The sequence below is a fragment of the Sinorhizobium arboris LMG 14919 genome (assembly GCF_000427465.1).
GTDB classification, from domain to species: domain Bacteria; phylum Pseudomonadota; class Alphaproteobacteria; order Rhizobiales; family Rhizobiaceae; genus Sinorhizobium; species Sinorhizobium arboris.
Genome location: NZ_ATYB01000009.1, coordinates 457,933 through 474,367, shown reverse-complemented (window position 1 = coordinate 474,367; position 16,435 = coordinate 457,933). Strand labels below are relative to the sequence as shown.

The 16,435-nt window shown below is 64.1% G+C and carries 15 protein-coding genes; 5 read left to right on the top strand and 10 right to left on the bottom strand.

All coding sequences use genetic code 11. The features are described from left to right. Window positions 1-211 precede the first annotated feature (211 nt). Window positions 212-685, top strand: a complete 474-nt coding sequence (locus SINAR_RS0110050; protein WP_027998980.1) for a VOC family protein — start codon at window positions 212-214, stop codon at window positions 683-685. A gap of 216 nt (window positions 686-901) precedes the next feature. Here the strand turns inward: SINAR_RS0110050 and SINAR_RS0110045 are convergent, their stop codons facing one another. After that, a complete protein-coding gene (locus SINAR_RS0110045; RefSeq protein WP_027998979.1) occupies window positions 902-2,902 on the bottom strand; it encodes an AI-2E family transporter in 2,001 nt (666 codons plus the stop codon). A 210-nt stretch (window positions 2,903-3,112) separates the two neighbouring features. Here SINAR_RS0110045 and SINAR_RS0110040 point away from each other — a divergent pair, with 210 nt between their 5' ends. Then, complete coding sequence (locus tag SINAR_RS0110040; protein WP_027998978.1) at window positions 3,113-3,427, top strand: PepSY domain-containing protein; 315 nt, start codon at window positions 3,113-3,115, stop codon at window positions 3,425-3,427. 37 nt (window positions 3,428-3,464) lie between these two features. Beyond that, window positions 3,465-4,070, top strand: a complete 606-nt coding sequence (locus SINAR_RS0110035; RefSeq protein ID WP_027998977.1) for a general stress protein — start codon at window positions 3,465-3,467, stop codon at window positions 4,068-4,070. 484 nt (window positions 4,071-4,554) lie between these two features. Here the strand turns inward: SINAR_RS0110035 and SINAR_RS01000000133330 are convergent, their stop codons facing one another. Beyond that, window positions 4,555-5,181, bottom strand: a complete 627-nt coding sequence (locus SINAR_RS01000000133330; RefSeq protein WP_033057232.1) for a TetR/AcrR family transcriptional regulator — start codon at window positions 5,179-5,181, stop codon at window positions 4,555-4,557. A gap of 176 nt (window positions 5,182-5,357) precedes the next feature. On the opposite strand from SINAR_RS01000000133330, the gene SINAR_RS0110020 reads away from it, so the two are divergent. Continuing rightward, window positions 5,358-6,251, top strand: coding sequence for an alpha/beta fold hydrolase (locus SINAR_RS0110020; RefSeq protein ID WP_234710590.1), 894 nt, complete (start codon window positions 5,358-5,360; stop codon window positions 6,249-6,251). Window positions 6,252-6,347: 96 nt separating this feature from the next. On the opposite strand, the gene SINAR_RS0110015 is transcribed toward SINAR_RS0110020, so the two are convergent. The 6 genes from SINAR_RS0110015 to SINAR_RS0109990 all read right to left on the bottom strand — a co-directional run bounded on the left by SINAR_RS0110015 (window position 6,348) and on the right by SINAR_RS0109990 (window position 13,402). Continuing rightward, window positions 6,348-7,310, bottom strand: coding sequence for an ATP-binding cassette domain-containing protein (locus tag SINAR_RS0110015; protein WP_027998974.1), 963 nt, complete (start codon window positions 7,308-7,310; stop codon window positions 6,348-6,350). Next, complete coding sequence (locus tag SINAR_RS0110010; protein ID WP_027998973.1) at window positions 7,307-8,221, bottom strand: ABC transporter ATP-binding protein; 915 nt, start codon at window positions 8,219-8,221, stop codon at window positions 7,307-7,309. Before SINAR_RS0110010 ends, SINAR_RS0110015 begins: the two co-directional genes overlap by 4 nt. Continuing rightward, on the bottom strand, window positions 8,218-9,039 hold the full coding sequence (locus SINAR_RS0110005) for an ABC transporter permease (protein WP_027998972.1): 822 nt from the start codon (window positions 9,037-9,039) through the stop codon (window positions 8,218-8,220). The genes SINAR_RS0110010 and SINAR_RS0110005 overlap by 4 nt, the downstream gene beginning before the upstream one ends. A 5-nt stretch (window positions 9,040-9,044) precedes the next feature. Beyond that, entirely contained in the window at window positions 9,045-9,980 is a 936-nt protein-coding gene (locus SINAR_RS0110000) for an ABC transporter permease (RefSeq protein WP_027998971.1), read from the bottom strand. Window positions 9,981-10,127: 147 nt separating this feature from the next. Further along, on the bottom strand, window positions 10,128-11,720 hold the full coding sequence (locus SINAR_RS0109995) for an ABC transporter substrate-binding protein (RefSeq protein WP_027998970.1): 1,593 nt from the start codon (window positions 11,718-11,720) through the stop codon (window positions 10,128-10,130). Window positions 11,721-11,776: 56 nt separating this feature from the next. Continuing rightward, a complete protein-coding gene (locus SINAR_RS0109990) occupies window positions 11,777-13,402 on the bottom strand; it encodes an amidohydrolase (RefSeq protein WP_027998969.1) in 1,626 nt (541 codons plus the stop codon). A gap of 178 nt (window positions 13,403-13,580) precedes the next feature. Here SINAR_RS0109990 and SINAR_RS0109985 point away from each other — a divergent pair, with 178 nt between their 5' ends. Further along, window positions 13,581-14,522: a LysR family transcriptional regulator gene (locus SINAR_RS0109985; protein ID WP_027998968.1), complete on the top strand. Its 942-nt coding sequence runs from the start codon at window positions 13,581-13,583 to the stop codon at window positions 14,520-14,522. Here SINAR_RS0109985 and SINAR_RS0109980 read toward each other — a convergent pair whose 3' ends face one another. Then, window positions 14,523-15,323 (bottom strand): M55 family metallopeptidase, encoded by an 801-nt coding sequence (locus SINAR_RS0109980; RefSeq protein ID WP_027998967.1) that lies wholly within the window; start codon window positions 15,321-15,323, stop codon window positions 14,523-14,525. It lies immediately after the preceding gene. Beyond that, window positions 15,320-16,357: a DmpA family aminopeptidase gene (locus SINAR_RS0109975; protein ID WP_027998966.1), complete on the bottom strand. Its 1,038-nt coding sequence runs from the start codon at window positions 16,355-16,357 to the stop codon at window positions 15,320-15,322. Before SINAR_RS0109975 ends, SINAR_RS0109980 begins: the two co-directional genes overlap by 4 nt. Between the last annotated feature and the right edge of the window lie 78 nt (window positions 16,358-16,435).

Here is a 16,435-nt window from a genome sequence, read left to right as displayed (position 1 = left end):
CATGAGCTTGGACGGTCTCGTTCGGCTTACGGACGCTGGACAGTTTGTATCTCGTGCGGCTTTCGAGCGGCGGCCGCTGGCGGCTCCAAAGCGCCTTGCGGTCCCTTCGGCAACGGGAACGCCTGGGGTGGAGAATAATCGCTGGCCCCCTATTTCGGAGGATGGCTGAGGGATTCAAGGCCGAATGGCTCCAACCGAAAGGAAACATCCAATGTCGAAGAATACGATTTGCCTCTGGTACGATAAGGACGCCGAGACTGCCGCTCGCTTCTACTCCGAGGTTTTTCCCGACAGTCGGGTGGGCGCCGTGCACCGCGCACCCAGTGACTACCCCTCGGGCAAGGAGGGCGACGTGCTGACGGTCGAATTCACCGTTGCAGGCATTCCCTGTATCGGCCTCAACGGGGGTCCGGTTTTCAAGCACAACGAGGCCTTCTCGTTCCAGATCGCCACCGACGATCAGGAGGAGACCGACCGCTACTGGAATGCCATCGTCGGCAACGGCGGCCAGGAAAGCGCGTGCGGCTGGTGCAAAGACAAATGGGGAATTTCCTGGCAAATCACTCCGCGCGTACTCACCGACGCATTGGCGGCTGGCGGCAGCGAAGCAAGGCGCGCTTTCGAGGCCATGATGGACATGAGGAAAATCGACGTTGCTGCGATCGAGGCGGCGCGGCGCGGTTGATCCTCCTCCGAAACTTGGGGCCCAGCTTGCCGTAGGCGCGCGTCCGATCGACCCAGCGCGCCCGGACCTTTACCGTTACCGGGCATGTCCGCGCCGCATCGGCTTGGAAAGGCGGCCTTCAGCAACGGCCCGGGCATTCGGTCCCCCGAGAATCACTGAAGCTTTGACGGCCCCAGCTTTCCCGCCCGGGGCCGAATGGAGAGCCGGTCGAAAGGTCTAGTCCACTTCGGCCGTGCTTTCCCTGCCGATACGCTTGCCTCTCCGCGTGGCGTATCCGGGCGCGATCTTTGGATGGGCGAGTTTCAACGGCCGAGGCAATTCATCTGAAAGCGCCTCGCGGACGGCATCGCCCATCCCGAAGACCATGAAGTCCGCGTGCAGCGATTCAACGAGCTGGTCTCCTTCGGATGGCCCCGGCCAGCCGTCTGCTTGCCACAGGACGATCCCGATGCGTGCCGCAGGCGCCATACGTTTCAGCCGACGCACGGTAAATTTGGCATGTTTCATGAAATCATGGTCGAGAACGCTCAGGACAACTGCGTTGCGACCTTCGAGCTTCAGAGCTTTTATATTGCCCGCCTTGAGGACTTCGTGACTGGCGTGGGCTGCATCCGCACCCTGAATCCAAAGCGTCTGGGCGAGCATCGACGCGGCAACGTCATCGAGATCACCACGCGCTCCGACGCAGAGGGCGGACTTCCCGTCGCCGAGGGGAAGATTATATGCGTCAGCTTCATCGTCGCTTTCCTGCGCTTGCGCGCCCGATTCCTCCTCCCCTTCCTCTTCACTGGCGATTTCCTCGAGATTTGCGATGAGGGTGTTCGCACTCTGAGCAATCTGCGCCGCCTGCGCATCGGACAGGGCGCCCCGTGCGCGGTCTCGCTCGGCGAGGAGCAGTGCGGGGATTGCCACCGTGTCATAGAACTCTACGAGATATTTCTCCTCAAGCATGTCTTCCGCATTGTCCGTCGCCTCATCCGGATCGCCGGCGAGCAGGCGCTGGTAAAGGCGCTCCTTCGGATCGAGAACGGGCTCGTTGCCCAATAGGATCTCCAGAAATTCGAACTGCGGTACGTGACGTCCGAGAACGACAAGGCACACGGTCAGCGGTGTCGATAGCACCAATCCGACCGGCCCCCAGAGCCATGCCCAGAAGATCGCCGCGACGATGATCGCCAGCGGCGACAGACCGGTGCGTGAACCGTAAAGCCAGGGCTCGACGACATTGTTGCTGAGAAGTTCGAGGACAATGAACAAGGCCGCCGTCCATACGAGCAGGCTCCATCCCGGTGCCGCCGCAAAAGCGAGAAACAACGGCAGCGCCGCGGCGATCACCGGCCCGATATAGGGGACGAAGCGCAATACAATGGCGAGCATCCCCCAGAGCACCGCATTGGGAATGCCGAGCAGCGAAAGACCGATCGCCAGCGGAATTCCGTAGGTGATGTTCACGACCAATTGCATGAGCAGATACCGGCCGACACGAGCGCCCGCGTCCTGCAGTGCCTCGGTCGTTCGATGCAAGTCACCGTAGCCGACCAGCCGAATGAAGCGGTCGCGCAATTCCTCCCTCTCGAACAGCATGAAGATGACCACGACGAGGACGAGGCCGGTCGTTGCCAAGGGGCCAAGCAGAGGATTGATGATGTTCTTCAGTGTCTCGACCGGCCGCTGTGGAGAAAAAATCTCGACGAGGAGCGGCTCCCTCTCAGGCGGCTCTTCGGGTGAGGGGCGCACTTCGGGTTCGGGCCGGCTGATTTCTAAGCTGATCCTTTCCATCACGCGGCCAAGGCGCTCGAGAAGCTGGCTCTCAGATCCGGTCTCCTTCAGAGTCCTGACCTTTTCAACGATGTTGTACTGGTAGGTCGGCAGGTTCTGCGCCACCTCGCTGACCTGCATCGCGACGACGGCACTGAATGCGAACAGGAACAGAAAGGCGATCGTCACCGTGCCGATGACGGCGACCGAACGGGGGCAACCGACTCGACGCAGCCTAGAAACCAGCGGCGCGAGAGCGAAGGTGAGCAGGATGGCGATCGCCAGCGGCAGGAAGACGTCGCGGGCGAAATAAAGCACGGCGACTGTGGCGGCGGATGCGACGAACGTTGGAAGATGTGACGGCCGCGCCGCGGCTGCTGTGCTGCGCGCCGCGGCGAGTTGCTGCAATCCGCCGGCAGCAGCACGATCCTGGTCATTGGCACGCGAGAACTTCAGCACCGTAGCCTCGTCAGTAAGGACCTTCCCGAGAAGGTAGGGCAGAGTTCGACGCCGCCCAGGAGTTGCCCGCTGCAAAGGAACCGCAGCGCGTTCGCAGAAAAACGAGCCGCCCGCCAGCATGGCAAGCCGGGGCATCGCGCCGGGAACCATTCTCCGCCCGGCGGGTTTCAGGACCGGAGATCAATCCCGATCTTCTGAAGAGGTAACCACATGAAAAATATGATTATTGTCGCGACAGCCCTGATGAGCGCTGTGGCCACGGCATCACTCGCGCAAACGACACCTTCAACGGAAGGAGACACGCCTGCGGTGGCGACGCCTGATTCACAGAACCCGGCGGCCCCGGTCGCAGGAGCAAACAGCTTCACTGAAGCACAAGCGAAGGAACGGATCGAAGAGGCCGGATATACTGACGTCAGCGGACTGCAGCTCGATGACAAGGGGGTATGGCAGGCAACTGCGATGAAGGACGGCAAATCCGTATCCGTAGCTCTCGACTACCAGGGCAACGTGACAGCGCAGTAACCCACAGACTTCCCCCCAGACGAAAAGGGAGACGAATATGAGAACGGTAACAGGGCTCTTTGACGACTATTCAGATGCTCGCGAGGCCGTAAGCGATCTGGAAACGGCAGGCGTGCCTACAGACGACATCAGCATCGTCGCGAACAACGCGGGCGATCGTTACTCGACCCATGGCTCGAGCGCGGCCGAAGGCGCCGGTGCCGGAGCTGGGCTCGGTGCTGCCGGGGGCGGCGTGGTCGGCCTTCTGACCGGGCTCGGCCTGATGGCCATTCCGGGAGTTGGTCCCGTGGTGGCTGCCGGCTGGCTTGCCTCCACCGCGGCCGGTGCGGCAGCCGGCGCAGTCGCGGGCGGCGCGGCCGGAGGCCTGATCGGTGCACTGACCGATTCCGGGGTTGATGAAGAAGACGCCCATGTTTACGCCGAGGGCGTTCGCCGAGGCGGCGCCTTGGTGACGGCCAGGGTTGAAGACAGTGTTGCGCCTCAGGCGGAAGCGATCCTGAAACAGCGCAGAATCGTCGATCCTGCCGCCCGCAGGAGCATTTATGCCCAAGAAGGTTGGTCGCGGTTCGACGAAACAGCCGACCCGTACACGCTCGATCAAGTCGAACGAGAGCGCGAGCGGTACCGCAGCATGATGCCCTAGCCACAGGACGCAAGGACGGTCAGGCAAGCGCGTCACTGTCTCGATGAATTCTGAGGCTCCAACGCGCCGTGGCCGTGATCGCTCCTGATAAGTCAGAGCGTTTCAGTGTTCATTGAAGCGCTCCACCCTTTTGGACCTACTCACTTCCGGGCGAGGTCCGGGCACATTTTTGCGCATTCCGATCCTTCGCAGCGCCGTACCTGGCAGCGTCCTGACCCTCGCAACTGCAGCTCCGATTGATTGAGGCTCGCCGGACGATGCTTGCCGATGGCGAAACGATCGGTAATGCGGCCTACGATATGAGAGTGTTCCTCGGTTCACGCGCGAATACAGCCGCATGTTTCGGACGGCCACCCGCACGCGACATGAAGGCCGCCAAGGCGCGAATGCAGACCGCAGCGGAGCGGCACCCGATGGTGAATGCCGGACGGACATACTTGCTCGCCGCTGTGTCGGATGTGAAATCCTCGACCAGGAGGTCCGACTAGCTGCAGAAGCGATTGGTTTCGCACCCCGGATGCCGTGCCGCCACTCCCGAAACGACGTCTTCGACGATCTCCTGCAGTTCGGCCGGCGTCGCGCCGTCTCGCGCCTGAATCGAGAGACCCTGCATGACAGCCGCCAGATGCCTCGCCAGGCGGCGCAGATCATCCGCCTCGGCAAATGACTGGAGTAAATTCACGATCCGCTCGCGCATGGCGTCGCGACGCGCGGCGGCATCGCGGGCAAGCGCGGCGTTCTCCGGCTGACACTCGATCAGGCCGCTGGAGATCATGCAGCCACGCTCTCTATCGGGGTGGGTGACTGCCTTGACGGCTCCCTCCAGCAGCAGCCGCACCGCCTGCGCGAGCGTGGCCGCAGAGTCGATCGCAGGAGCATCGAGCGAGCCGGACGTCTCCTCGTAGCGGGTGAGTGCTTCGCGGTAGAGCCCGGCCTTGCTCCCGAAGGCGGCATAAAGGCTCGGAGGCGCGATGCCCATCGCCTTTGTCAACTCGCCGACCGATACCCCTTCATAACCATGCCGCCAAAACAGCCGCGTAGCGACTTCGAGCGCCTTGTCCCGATCAAAGCTCCATGGCCGTCCACCGCGTGATTTTTCAACCTGTTCCATAGCGACCACTAAACAACACCTTGACAGGCATCGTCAAGGGATGTTGACTAGCGATCACTAAACAACATGGAGCGTGCTTAATGGATCACTCACGACGTCGCTTCCTGGCCGCAGCCGCCGGCCTCGCCTTTTCCACGGCCCAGGCGAAAGCTGCACTTGCCGCGTCTCAAGCCGGAGTGGCCGAAGCAGGCACCCAAAGCTCTGCCGGAAAGGCAAGGGCCGCCACCGAGCTGTTCTCCGTTCGATCAGCTGACGGAACCATGCTGTCGGGCGAGGCGAAAGGCGAAATCCATGCCCCGGAAATTCTGTTCATCCATGGCCTGCGCCAAAGCCGCCTGAGCTGGCACAAACAGTTCGCCGATCCTGCGCTCGCGGGCTTTCGGATGGTCGGCTTCGACCTGCGCGGCCACGGCGACTCCGACAAACCCACCTCGCTCGATGCTTACTCCGATGCGGATCGGTGGGCGGACGACGTCGCCGCCGTGATCGAGGCGGCTAAGCTGCGCAACCCCATACTGGTGGGTTGGTCGCTGGGCGGCTACGTGGCAGGCGCATACCTGCGCAAATATGGCGGCGCGGCCATTGCCGGCGTCAACCTGGTCGATGCCGTCACTAAGCTGTCGCCCGATCTTCTCACCGAAGAGGCCGCAGCCTTTACTCGCACCACCACTTCGCACGACCTGGCCGAACGGACCGCGGCGACCGCCGATTTTCTCGCCGCCTGCTTCCACCGGCCGCCGGCGGCGGCAGAGATGCAGCGCATGCTGGTCGTCAACGGCATGACGGCGCGCGCCGCAAACGAAGGCTTCGTCAGGACCGCAACGACCGATCTCGAAGCTGTCTTCCAGGCCTATACGGGCCCGATCCTGCTGACGCATGGCGTCCATGATCGGCTGGTTCGTGTCGCAATGTCGGAGCGGATCGGGGCCATCCACAAGAACAGTCGTGTTTCTCTCTACGACAACAGTGGACATAGCCCCTTCTACGAAGAGCCCGCCCGCTTCGGACAGGAACTCGCCGCCTTTGTGAAAACCGCGAACGACCCAGCAAAGACGACTGGAACGCGATGAGGAGCAATGAGTGCGGACGTTATCCCGCTCCAACCCTTTATTTTTCTGGAATTGCGGACAGAAAACCGCCGCGCACTCCTGCGGCCTTTGCGTTCCTTAAGCGGCAGTCACCACTCTCACACGGTGTGCAGGCGTAATCTCCACCAGCTCGGAGGGCGCCGGAGCGGAAAAGACATCCGGCGCCGTGCTGCCGTCGAATACGAAGCCGCGACCGGCAGGAAGCCGTACATCGGCAAAGTCGTCGTTCTTCCCCGGGTCAAGCGCAGCATCCGGATCGGGAATGGCGGCGATGAGCCGACGTGTATAGGGATGGACAGGCGTTTCGAAGATATCCCGCCAGCCGCCCTCCTCCATGACCTGCCCGAAAAACATCACCAGCACCCGGTCGCTCATATGCTCCACCACGCTGAGATCATGGCTGATCATCAGGTAGGCTAGGCCGAGCTTTTCCTGCAGGTCCAGCAGCAGGTTGATGATCTGTGCGCGGATGGACACGTCGAGGGCGGATACCGGTTCGTCGAGCACGACGATTTCGGGTTCGAGGATGAGCGCACGGGCAATGCCGATGCGCTGGCGCTGACCGCCGGAGAACTCGTGCGGATAGCGGTTCGCCTGCTCGGGCCTCAGCCCCACATTGGCGAGCATGATTTCGATCCGATCGGCGATCTCCGATGCCGCCGTGATGCCGTGCAGCCGCAACGGCGCAGCGAGCGAGTTGCGTACGGACTGGCGCGGGTTCAGCGAGGCATAGGGATCCTGGAAAACCATCTGCACCGCCTTGGCGCGCTGCATGCGTCCGGGCGCGCCCGGTCCGGTGAGCGGCTGACCGCGATAGCGGATCGTGCCTTCGGTCGGCTCCTGAAGGCCGAGGATCGAGAGCGCCGTCGTGGATTTGCCGCAGCCGGATTCACCGACGATCGACAGGCATTCGCCCTTAGCGAGCGAGAAGCTGATACCGTTGACGGCATGCAGCACGCGCCGCCCGGTTCCGAGCAGCCCGCCGCCGGAAACAGAAAAGCGGACATGCAGGTCGTCCACCTCCAACAGAGGGTCGGTCATGGCTGGCCCTCTCTTTCCGCATCGCGCGGCGCGATGAAGCGGGTCTCCGTGAGCTTCGAGCGGTCGGCGATGATGCTGTCGATGTCGACCAGCCGCTGGCGACCGTGCAGAGTGCGGCTGCCGAAGCGCGGCAAGGCGCCGAGGAGCCCACGGGTATATTCGTGCCGGGGTGCCGCGAAGAGTGCCCGTGTCTCGTTCTCCTCGACCAGGCACCCGGCATACATGACGCCGACGCGTTGGCAGATGCTGGCGATCACGCCGAGATCATGGCTAATGAAGAGAACCGCCGTACCGCGCTCGGCGCAGAGTTCCTTGATCAGCCGCAGCACCTCGGCCTGCACGGTGACGTCGAGCGCCGTTGTCGGTTCGTCGGCGATCAGGAGATCCGGATTGCAGGCGAGCGCCATAGCGATCATCACGCGCTGGCGCAGCCCCCCCGACATCTGGTGCGGATAGTTGCGCGCACGCCGGTCGGGATTGGGCACGCGCACGCTGGCGAGCGCTTCGACCGCGAGTTTCTGCGCCTCCTCCCAGCTCTTGTCCTGATGCAGCACGAACATTTCCGCGATCTGCCGGCCGATGGTGGACAGCGGATTCAGCGCCGTCATCGGCTCTTGAAAAATCATGGCGATACGATTGCCGCGCAGGCGCCGCATCTCGCGCTTCGGCAGCTCCAGCAGATTCTGCCCCTTAAACAGGATCTCGCCGCCGGAAACGGCGAGCGGCTTCTTGAGAAGCCCCATGACGGCGAGCGAAGTCACCGACTTGCCGGAGCCGGACTCTCCGACGAGACCATAGGCCTCGCCCGGCATTATCTGAAAGGAGACGCCCTCGACGAGCGGACGACGGACAGAGCGACCGGCCGCGATGCTCAAGTGCAGGTCCTTGATGTCTAAAAGCGGCGCGGTCATGGGTTGCGCGTCCTCATATGCGGGTCGAGGCTGTCGCGAAGGCCGTCGCCGAGAAGGTTGAAGCCGAGTACCGAGAGAAAAATGGCAAGGCCGGGGAAGATCGCCACCCACGGCGCGAGCTGGATGAGCTGGCGCGCATCCGTCAGCATCGAGCCCCAGCTCGGGAACGGCGGCTGAATGCCGAGGCCCAGAAAGGAGAGCGCGGCTTCCGAAAGCACGGCCGAGCCCATGCCGAGCGTCCCCATGACCAGGATCGGCCCCATCATGTTGGGCAGGATTTGCGTAAACATGATGCGCAGGTCCCCGTAACCGAGCGTCCGCGCCGCCTGCACATAGCCCAGCGACTTCAGGGAGAGTGTGGACGAGCGGGCGATGCGACAGGTCCAGCTCCAGTTGGTGAGGCCGAGCGCGATGAGCAGCGACGGCAGGCCGGGACCCAGCACGGCCATCACGGCGAGCGCGAAGATCAGCGAGGGAATGGCGAGCATGACGTTCGTGAAACCGTTCACCAAGTCGTCCCACCACCCGCCCCAGTAGCCGGCGGTCATGCCGAGGGTGACGCCGATAATCGAGTTGATCACCTGCGAGACGATGCCGACCGTCAGCGAAATCTGCGCGCCATAGAGGATACGGGTATAGACGTCCCGCCCCTGCCCGTCCGTGCCGAACCAGAAGGTGGCGTCCGGCGGCAGTTCGGAATTCATGAGGTCCGCGTCGAGCACCGGGTCGAAGGGCGCGATCCAGGGGGCGAGGACGCCGGCGAGGATCACCAGCGCCGTCAGCGCGGCACCGAGCCAGAAGTTGAAACCGAGGCGCATTCCCGTCACTCCTGCTTGATGCGCGGATCGATCGCGGCATAGATCAGATCGACGGCCGTGTTGATCACGAGGAACCAGAGCACGATAACGAGGATCGTGCCCTGCACCACGGGTATGTCGCGGCTCGCGACGCTATCCACCAGAAGCGAGCCGATGCCGGGCCAGGCGAACAGCTTTTCGATGACGACGGCCTGACCGATGAGAGAGCCGAACTGCAGGCCGACGGTCGTGACGATCAGCACGAGTGCGTTGCGCGCCACGTGCCAGCGCACCACCTTGGCCTCGCTCATGCCCTTGGAATGGGCGGTGCGGATAAAGTCGGCGTTGAGGACATCGAGGACGCCGGCCCGCGTGGTGCGCGCGAGAAGCGCAAGCGGCGTGACTCCGAGCGTGACGGCCGGCAGGATCAGGTTCCGGAACGACCCGTCGCCGTAGCCGAAGCTCGGCAACCAGTTCAGCTGCAGGGCGAAGAGATACATCATCAGGAGGCCCAGCCAGAACTGCGGCATGGAGAGGCCGGACACCGCCCCGATCATCGTCACCGTATCGAGCACCGAGCCGGGCCTCAACGCCGCGACGAAGCCGAGCGGCACACTGACGACGAGGGCGAAGACCATCGCTGCGACCGCCAGTTGCAGCGAGGCCCACATACGGTCGTTGATGAGGTCGATCACCGGCTGACGGGTGCGGAAACTGGTTCCCAGATCGAATTGCGCAAGATCCGTGACATAGGTCGCGAAGCGCTCCATCAGCGGCTTGTTCAGCCCGAATTCCTCATTGAGGCGGGCGATCATCTGCGGGTCGGCGGCGCGCCTGCCGTCGGCGAAGAGGCTTGCGGCGAAAGTGCCCGGCACGACGCTGAAGATGACGAAGATAAGCAGCGCCACCACCACGACCGTGGGTATGATCTGCAGGATGCGGCGCAGGGTGAAACGAAGCATGAGCGGTTCCGTTCTGGCCGCTCCAAAAGAGCGGCGGCAATCGATGCGGGGGGCAGCCGCAGCCACCCACCGCTCCCCGCCCCCTTGAGCATGGAGCGGGATGAGGAAAAGCGTATGCGGCCTTCCGTCCGCATCCCGCTCTAACCACTAATGGCGCGATGCCGGCGCCGTCTCGTCGATCCAGATCTCGTCATAGGGCTGGACCGCCAGTTCCGTCGCGTTCGGAACGAGGCCGTGGACCCACGGCTGGTAGGCCATCACCGCCTTGTTGTAGTTGAAGAACCAGACCGGCGCGTCGTCCTGCACGAGATTGTTGGCCTGGCGCAGGAGGTCGTTCTGCTTGGCCGGGTCTCGTTCCTGCTTTGCCGCCTCATAGAGCTTGTCGAAATCCGGGTTCGCATAGCTCGTGTAGTTGCAGGCCGATTGCGGCGTCTTCGAATAGTAGCAACGCAGTGCGTTCAGCGGGTCCGGACCGGACAGGTTGGACCAGATGAAGGCCTGGAAGTTGTTAGTCGTCACCGCCTCGCCGAGCGTGGAGCTTTCGACCGGCTTCGGCTTCACCGTGATGCCGACCTTCTTCAGCATCGGCAGGATGGCTTCGACGATCGGCACGCCCCAGCTTTCGTTCGGGCTCGCCGTCACCTCGAACTCGAAGCCGTCGGCATAGCCGGCCTCGGCGAGCAGCGCCTTTGCCTTCTCCGGATCGTAGGCGTAAGGCGCCTTGTCCTTGTCAAAGGCGGGCGAGGAGATCGGCAGCCAGCCGGAGGCCGGATAGGCCTTGTTCTTGACGAGGCGCTCGATGATCAGCGGCGAATTGATGGCATGGTTGATCGCCTGGCGCACCCGCTTGTCTTTTAAGGGCTCGAAAGCGGGGTTGAAGCCAATGTTGCGGGTGTAGACCTCGGCGACTTCCAGGAGGTGACCTTTCAGCCCCTCTTCGCCCTGATAGGCCTGGTACTGGGTGGGGCCGAGGATCGAAACGTCGATTTCCCTGTTGCGGAAGGCGACGTCGCGCGCGGCGTCCTCTGCCATCAGCACGATGTTGATCCGGTCGAGATAGGGCTTGCCTTCCTCGTAGTACTTGCCGAATTTCTCCACGACGACCTGCGAACCGGGCACGTGCTCCTTGAAGACGAAGGCGCCAAGGCCGACGGGAGTCTTGCCGAAGGTCGATTCGTCCTCGACATTCGAAGGATAGATGACCGTCGTGTTCTGCATCAGCGGGAAGCCGGGATTGATCGTGCCGGTATAGGTGATCTCCAGGGTGTGGTCATCGATCTTCTTCAGCCCCGAGATCTCGTCGGCCTTACCGGCGATATAGTCCTCGGCGCCCTTGATGACGGCGATGAAGCTCGCGCCGGGGAAGGCGTTCTCCGGGTTGGCGATGCGCTTGTAGCTGTAGATGATGTCGTCGGCCGTCAGCGGCTTGCCGTTGTGAAACACCGCGTTTTTACGCAGATGATAGGTGTGGACCATGCCGTCCTCGGAAACCTCCTCCGAGGTCGCCAGTTCCAGGACGGGCTTGTTCCGGTTCGAATCCCAGCTGTAGAGCGCGCGGTGGATGGCCTGCGTGATGAATTCTTCCTGCGTGTTGGGGCTCGACTGCACGTCGAGCGTGGCGAAGCTCGAGCCGTAGGGCGCGGTGAAGACGAGCGTTCCGCCATGGCGCTCGCCCGCGGCAAGCGCCCCGGCAGCCACGCCGAGGCTGAGCATTGCGGCCAGTGTCAGTCTTTTCAGCATTTCGTTCTCCCTCTCGTGCCGTTCTCGGCATCGTTTCGGCTCAGTCCGGCAGGCCCTCAGCGCGCATCATGCACGACGCGGCCCGCAAGCAGGGTCAGCACGCAGCGCGTATCCGAAAGGATGGCTTCGGGCGGCGCGGTCAGAAGGTCGTTATCGAAAACGGCGATGTCCGCCCACTGGCCGGGCACGAGCCGCCCTTTCACCCCCTCGGCCTTTTGCGAATAGGCGCCGTATTCCGTATAGGCTTGCAATGCCTCCTCGCGGCTCAGCCGTTCGGATGCTTTCATCACCGTGCCCATGCCCGTCTGGCGCGTGAGCATTGCGTGCAGGTTCGGAAACGGATCGGGCGAGCAGACTGGCGAATCCGAGCCGGTCGAAGGTTTCAGGCCCATACGCATCCAGGTGCCGATCGGGTAGGACGACCGCCCGCGTTCCTCGCCGAGCACGGAGATGTAACTATCGCCAAAATCGTGGATGAAGGCCATTTGCGGCGCAGGCAGGATGCCGGCCGCCTTCATGCGCGCATTCTGTTCCGGGGTGGAAAAGCCGCAATGCTCGATGCGATGGCGCCGGTCGGGATCCGGGTTTGCGGCAAGCGCCTTCTCGTAGGCGGTGATGAGCTGTTCGATCGCGCCGTCGCCGATGGCGTGGCAGACCATCTGATAGCCCCGGTCGTGGCAGGTCCTGACGACCGCCTCGACCTCCGCATCCGGCAGCATCTGCACGCCGATATTGTCCGCTTCGCCCTGATAGGGCTCCGTCATCCAGGCGGTGCGCCCGCCTGCCGAACCGTCGAGGAAGACCTTGACTCCGCCGACGCGCAGCATGTCGTCGCCGGCGCCGGAAAGAAGACCCGCACGCCAGCAGTCCTCGACGATGGAAACGCCGGGATCGCCGAGCAGGGTCAGCCAGACGCGCACCGGCAGGCGACCGGACAGTTTGGCCATCTGATAGGCCTGGATTTCAGCAAACCCTGAGACGTGGCCCACGGCCGCATCCATGCAACTCGTGATACCGAAGGAGAGCAGATACCGCCCTGCCCGCTCGATTCCCTCGATCAGCTCCTCGGTCGGTGCCGGCGGCATGGCGGCCTTGACGAGGTTTTGGGCGTTTTCCGCCAGGAAGCCGTTCAGCCTGCCCTCCGTGACGCCGATCACGCCGCCCTCCGGCACGGCCGTCGCCTCGGTTATGCCGGCAAGCTCCAGAGCGCGGGAGTTGGCGATCGAGACATGGCCGCAGGCCCGCGTCAGCAGGACGGGGTGGTCGGGGGCCGCACGATCGAGATCGTCGCGCGTCGGGTGCCGTCCGGTGTCGAGCTTGACCTGGTCATAGCCGCGGGCGCGCACCCACCCGCCCCGCGGCGTCGTGGCTGCACGGTCGGAAATCCGGCTCATCAGCGCGGCGAGCGTCGGCGCGCTCGCCGGCGTGGCGTCGACCCAGCCCATGGCTATGCCGGTTGCGATGAGATGCAGGTGGTTGTCGATGAGGCCGGGGGTGGCGAAGCGGCCTTCGAGGTCGATGATCTCGGTGCGCGGTCCCTTCAGACCCAAGATGTCCGCATCGCTGCCGGTTGCAAGAACCTTGCCTTGCCACACCGCAAGCGCCTCGCTGATGCTCTCTGCCCGGCCGCGCCAGATCCGCCCATTGATGAGGATAAGATCGGCTTCTATTCCGAACGCCATTCACAACTCCCCCTGTCGGTACCGGACGGGCCGGCACCTATTTCCTCCAGGCGCAACGTGGAAGGTTGTGGTTGGCTTGGCCAATTCGCTTTTGGCACCAACCCATGCATAATCGACATACCTATTTCCTTTGAATGACTTATGATCGGCCGCGGCATGCGCATCATGGGGAGCGGACATGGAGATCAAGTGGCTGGAGGATTTTGTGACGCTTGCAGACACGTCCAGCTTCTCGCGCGCGGCCGAGCTGCGCAACGTGACGCAACCGGCCTTCAGCCGACGGATCAAACAGTTGGAGGGCTGGCTGGGCGCGACGCTGATCAGCCGCGCAACCATGCCGGCCGAACTCACGCCTGCGGGGCGCAGTTTCCTGCCCGTCGCACAGGAGGCGATCCGTACCTTCTATGCGGCGCGCGAAGTGCTGCGTCCTCCGCACGAGCCGGGCCTCATCCGCTTTGCGGCGCTGCATACGCTGACGGTCACCTTCTTTCCCCGCTGGCTGAAGGCACTGGAGAAGGCGGGCGGGGCGTTCAGCACCTCGCTGATGCCGGACCGCGGCGGTATCGAGGCAAACCTCGACGCGCTCGTCGGCGACGAGGCGGATTTCTTCCTCACCTATGCACATCCGGAAGTGCCGTTCCATCTCGACCGCGGGCAGTTCGCCTCGCTGACCGTCGCCCACGACCGGCTGATCCCGCTGGTCGCGGCCGAGATCGTGGTGTCCGGCACGGTACAGCCGGGTCTGAACCTCCTCGATCGCGCCATAGCGCAGCCGCGGCTCGCCATCCCCTATCTCAGCTACGGCTTCAATTCCTTTTTCGGGGTCGCCCTGTCGCGCCTGCTGCTGCGCCGCCCGCCCTTCCGGCGCCGGACGACGCACGAAAATACGATCAGCGCCGGTCTGATGAACATGGCGGTTACGGGCGCGGGCGTCTGCTGGCTGCCGGAGAGCCTGGCGCGCGAGGAGATGGAGGCAGGCCGCCTCGTGCCTGCCTCTGCCGACGAGGGCTGGAACCTGGACCTCGAAATCCGCCTGTACCGCCAGGCGGCGAGCCGCAACCGCAAGATCGAGGACCTATGGGCTACGGCCCAGCAGCTCCTGGAGCGAACACCGGTCTGATCAGGCCTTCAGGAAGACCAGCGCGCGCAGGATTTCGGAATAATCCGCATGCGCAAAGGCGACGGCACGGGGACCATGCGCGCGGGCGCCGGGATACCAGCCGGCGCGATAGGCATCGCTTGGATTGTTGAACTCGATCACCGCTTCGTAGCAATCTGCCCGCACCGGCAGCGCCTGCGCGAAATCGCCGGAGAGCGCCCCAGCCACGCCCTCGCGGATCAGGCGCCGTGACCAGGAGGGCGAGATCGAGGTCGTCGCGCTGCCCTTGCCGTCCAACGTCTCTGCCGTCGCAAGGCCCGGCACCATGGCCCGCGCCTCCGCGCAGATGCCTCGATCGCCGGCAAGGAAGACGGAGGGCACGCCGTAGCCGGCCGCGCAGAGTGCATTGACGGTGAACTCGGATGCGACCTCGCCGTTGAGCAGAAGGCGCGAGATGCGCAGGTTGGAGGTATGGGCAAGCGGATTGGCCTCACTGCCCGCCTTGGAATGATAGCCGGTATAAACCGCCGCGGCGAAGCCCTCGTCGAGCCCGAACATCATGCCGTCGGGATGGCCGGACCAGCCGCGCACGATCCGCGCATAGTCGGGCAGCCGGTCGAGGATCAGGTTGCGGCCGCTGTCGTGGGCGTCCTTGATCACCACTTCCGTTGCTCCGGCAGCGCGCGCGCCTTCGCAAGCGGCAACCACTTCCGCGGTCATCAGGGCGCGGAACTCGGCCCAGTCGGCATGGGCGCGGTCGGCCTCGTCCCAATGGGCGATACCGGCCGTGCCTTCGATATCGGCGGAGATGAAGACTTTCATAGAGCGGGATTCTCCTTCAGCCAGTCGGCAAGAGAGGGATAGATGCGACCATTGCGGGCCGGCGTGGCGGGTGCCATGCAGAGCGCGTTCAAGACCGCCTCCTGCGTCGTCTCGGCAGCGGCGCGGAAGGCGGTGTCGATGAAGCCGTCGGCCAGCCGCTCCTGCGTGGCGAAGGGTGTGGCCGGCTCGTGCTCCACCGGATCGGCGGTGGTGAAACAAAGCGCGACGTCGCCGCTGCCATGGCCCCAGAAGGCGCCAAGCCGGGCGAGGCCCGCGCCGGCACGCCGCGCGACCCGCTGCAACTGGCGATCTGCCAAGGGAAGGTCGGTCGCCATGACGACGATGACCGAGCCCCGCTCGGGATCGGCCGCTGTGCTCGGATCGGGCCTGCGCCCGTCCGGCAGGACGAGGTCTCCCGCCGCCCCGAAATTGGCAAGGACCAGTGTGCCGAGCGTGAAGTCGCGCCTGCCGATCCGCATGCGCCGCGAGGCCGTGCCGATCCCGGCCTTGAAGCCGAAGGCGGTCATGCCCGAGCCGGCGCCGACCGCCCCCTGCTCCACCGGTCCCGTGCCCGCTGCGTCCAGCGCCGCCTCGGCGTCGGCGGGCGTTATCGCCAGAGCCTGAATGTCGTTGATGCTGCCGTCGTTGCACTCGCAGACCAGCGCATTGACCGTCGAGGTCTTTCTCCCGATCGCGGGATTGGCCGCGATGGCGCGGCGGATCAGCGCTTCGGTGCAGGCGGCCACGCCAAAGGTGTTCGTGAACAGGATCGGCGTCTCGATCGTGCCGAGCTCGGCCACCTGCATCAAGCCCGCCGACTTGCCGAAGCCGTTGATGACCTCCACCGCCGCCCGCGGCTTCACGCGGAAGACGTCGCCCGCATGCGGGAGGATCGCCGTGACTCCGGTGAAGAGGCCCTCGCCGCGCAGGGACCGGTGGCCGACTGAAACGCCCGCGACGTCGGTAATGGCATTGCCCGGCCCCGGCTCCAGCCTGCCCCGCGGGATCAGCCCCAATTCCCGTGCGGTCTTCATATCGCCCTTCCCCGGCATCGCTTTTCCGTTTCAATGAGACAGTGAGTGGGTCTGGAGCGCTCCCACGAACGATTTTTG

Coding starts and splice junctions, on each gene's coding strand:
- SINAR_RS0110050 (WP_027998980.1), top strand. CDS start 212: ATGTCGAAGAATACGATTTGCCTCTGGTACGATAAGGACGCCGAGACT.
- SINAR_RS0110040 (WP_027998978.1), top strand. CDS start 3,113: ATGAAAAATATGATTATTGTCGCGACAGCCCTGATGAGCGCTGTGGCC.
- SINAR_RS0110035 (WP_027998977.1), top strand. CDS start 3,465: ATGAGAACGGTAACAGGGCTCTTTGACGACTATTCAGATGCTCGCGAG.
- SINAR_RS01000000133330 (WP_033057232.1), bottom strand. CDS start 5,181: ATGGAACAGGTTGAAAAATCACGCGGTGGACGGCCATGGAGCTTTGAT.
- SINAR_RS0110015 (WP_027998974.1), bottom strand. CDS start 7,310: ATGACCGACCCTCTGTTGGAGGTGGACGACCTGCATGTCCGCTTTTCT.
- SINAR_RS0110010 (WP_027998973.1), bottom strand. CDS start 8,221: ATGACCGCGCCGCTTTTAGACATCAAGGACCTGCACTTGAGCATCGCG.
- SINAR_RS0110005 (WP_027998972.1), bottom strand. CDS start 9,039: ATGCGCCTCGGTTTCAACTTCTGGCTCGGTGCCGCGCTGACGGCGCTG.
- SINAR_RS0110000 (WP_027998971.1), bottom strand. CDS start 9,980: ATGCTTCGTTTCACCCTGCGCCGCATCCTGCAGATCATACCCACGGTC.
- SINAR_RS0109995 (WP_027998970.1), bottom strand. CDS start 11,720: ATGCTGAAAAGACTGACACTGGCCGCAATGCTCAGCCTCGGCGTGGCT.
- SINAR_RS0109990 (WP_027998969.1), bottom strand. CDS start 13,402: ATGGCGTTCGGAATAGAAGCCGATCTTATCCTCATCAATGGGCGGATC.
- SINAR_RS0109985 (WP_027998968.1), top strand. CDS start 13,581: ATGGAGATCAAGTGGCTGGAGGATTTTGTGACGCTTGCAGACACGTCC.
- SINAR_RS0109980 (WP_027998967.1), bottom strand. CDS start 15,323: ATGAAAGTCTTCATCTCCGCCGATATCGAAGGCACGGCCGGTATCGCC.
- SINAR_RS0109975 (WP_027998966.1), bottom strand. CDS start 16,357: ATGAAGACCGCACGGGAATTGGGGCTGATCCCGCGGGGCAGGCTGGAG.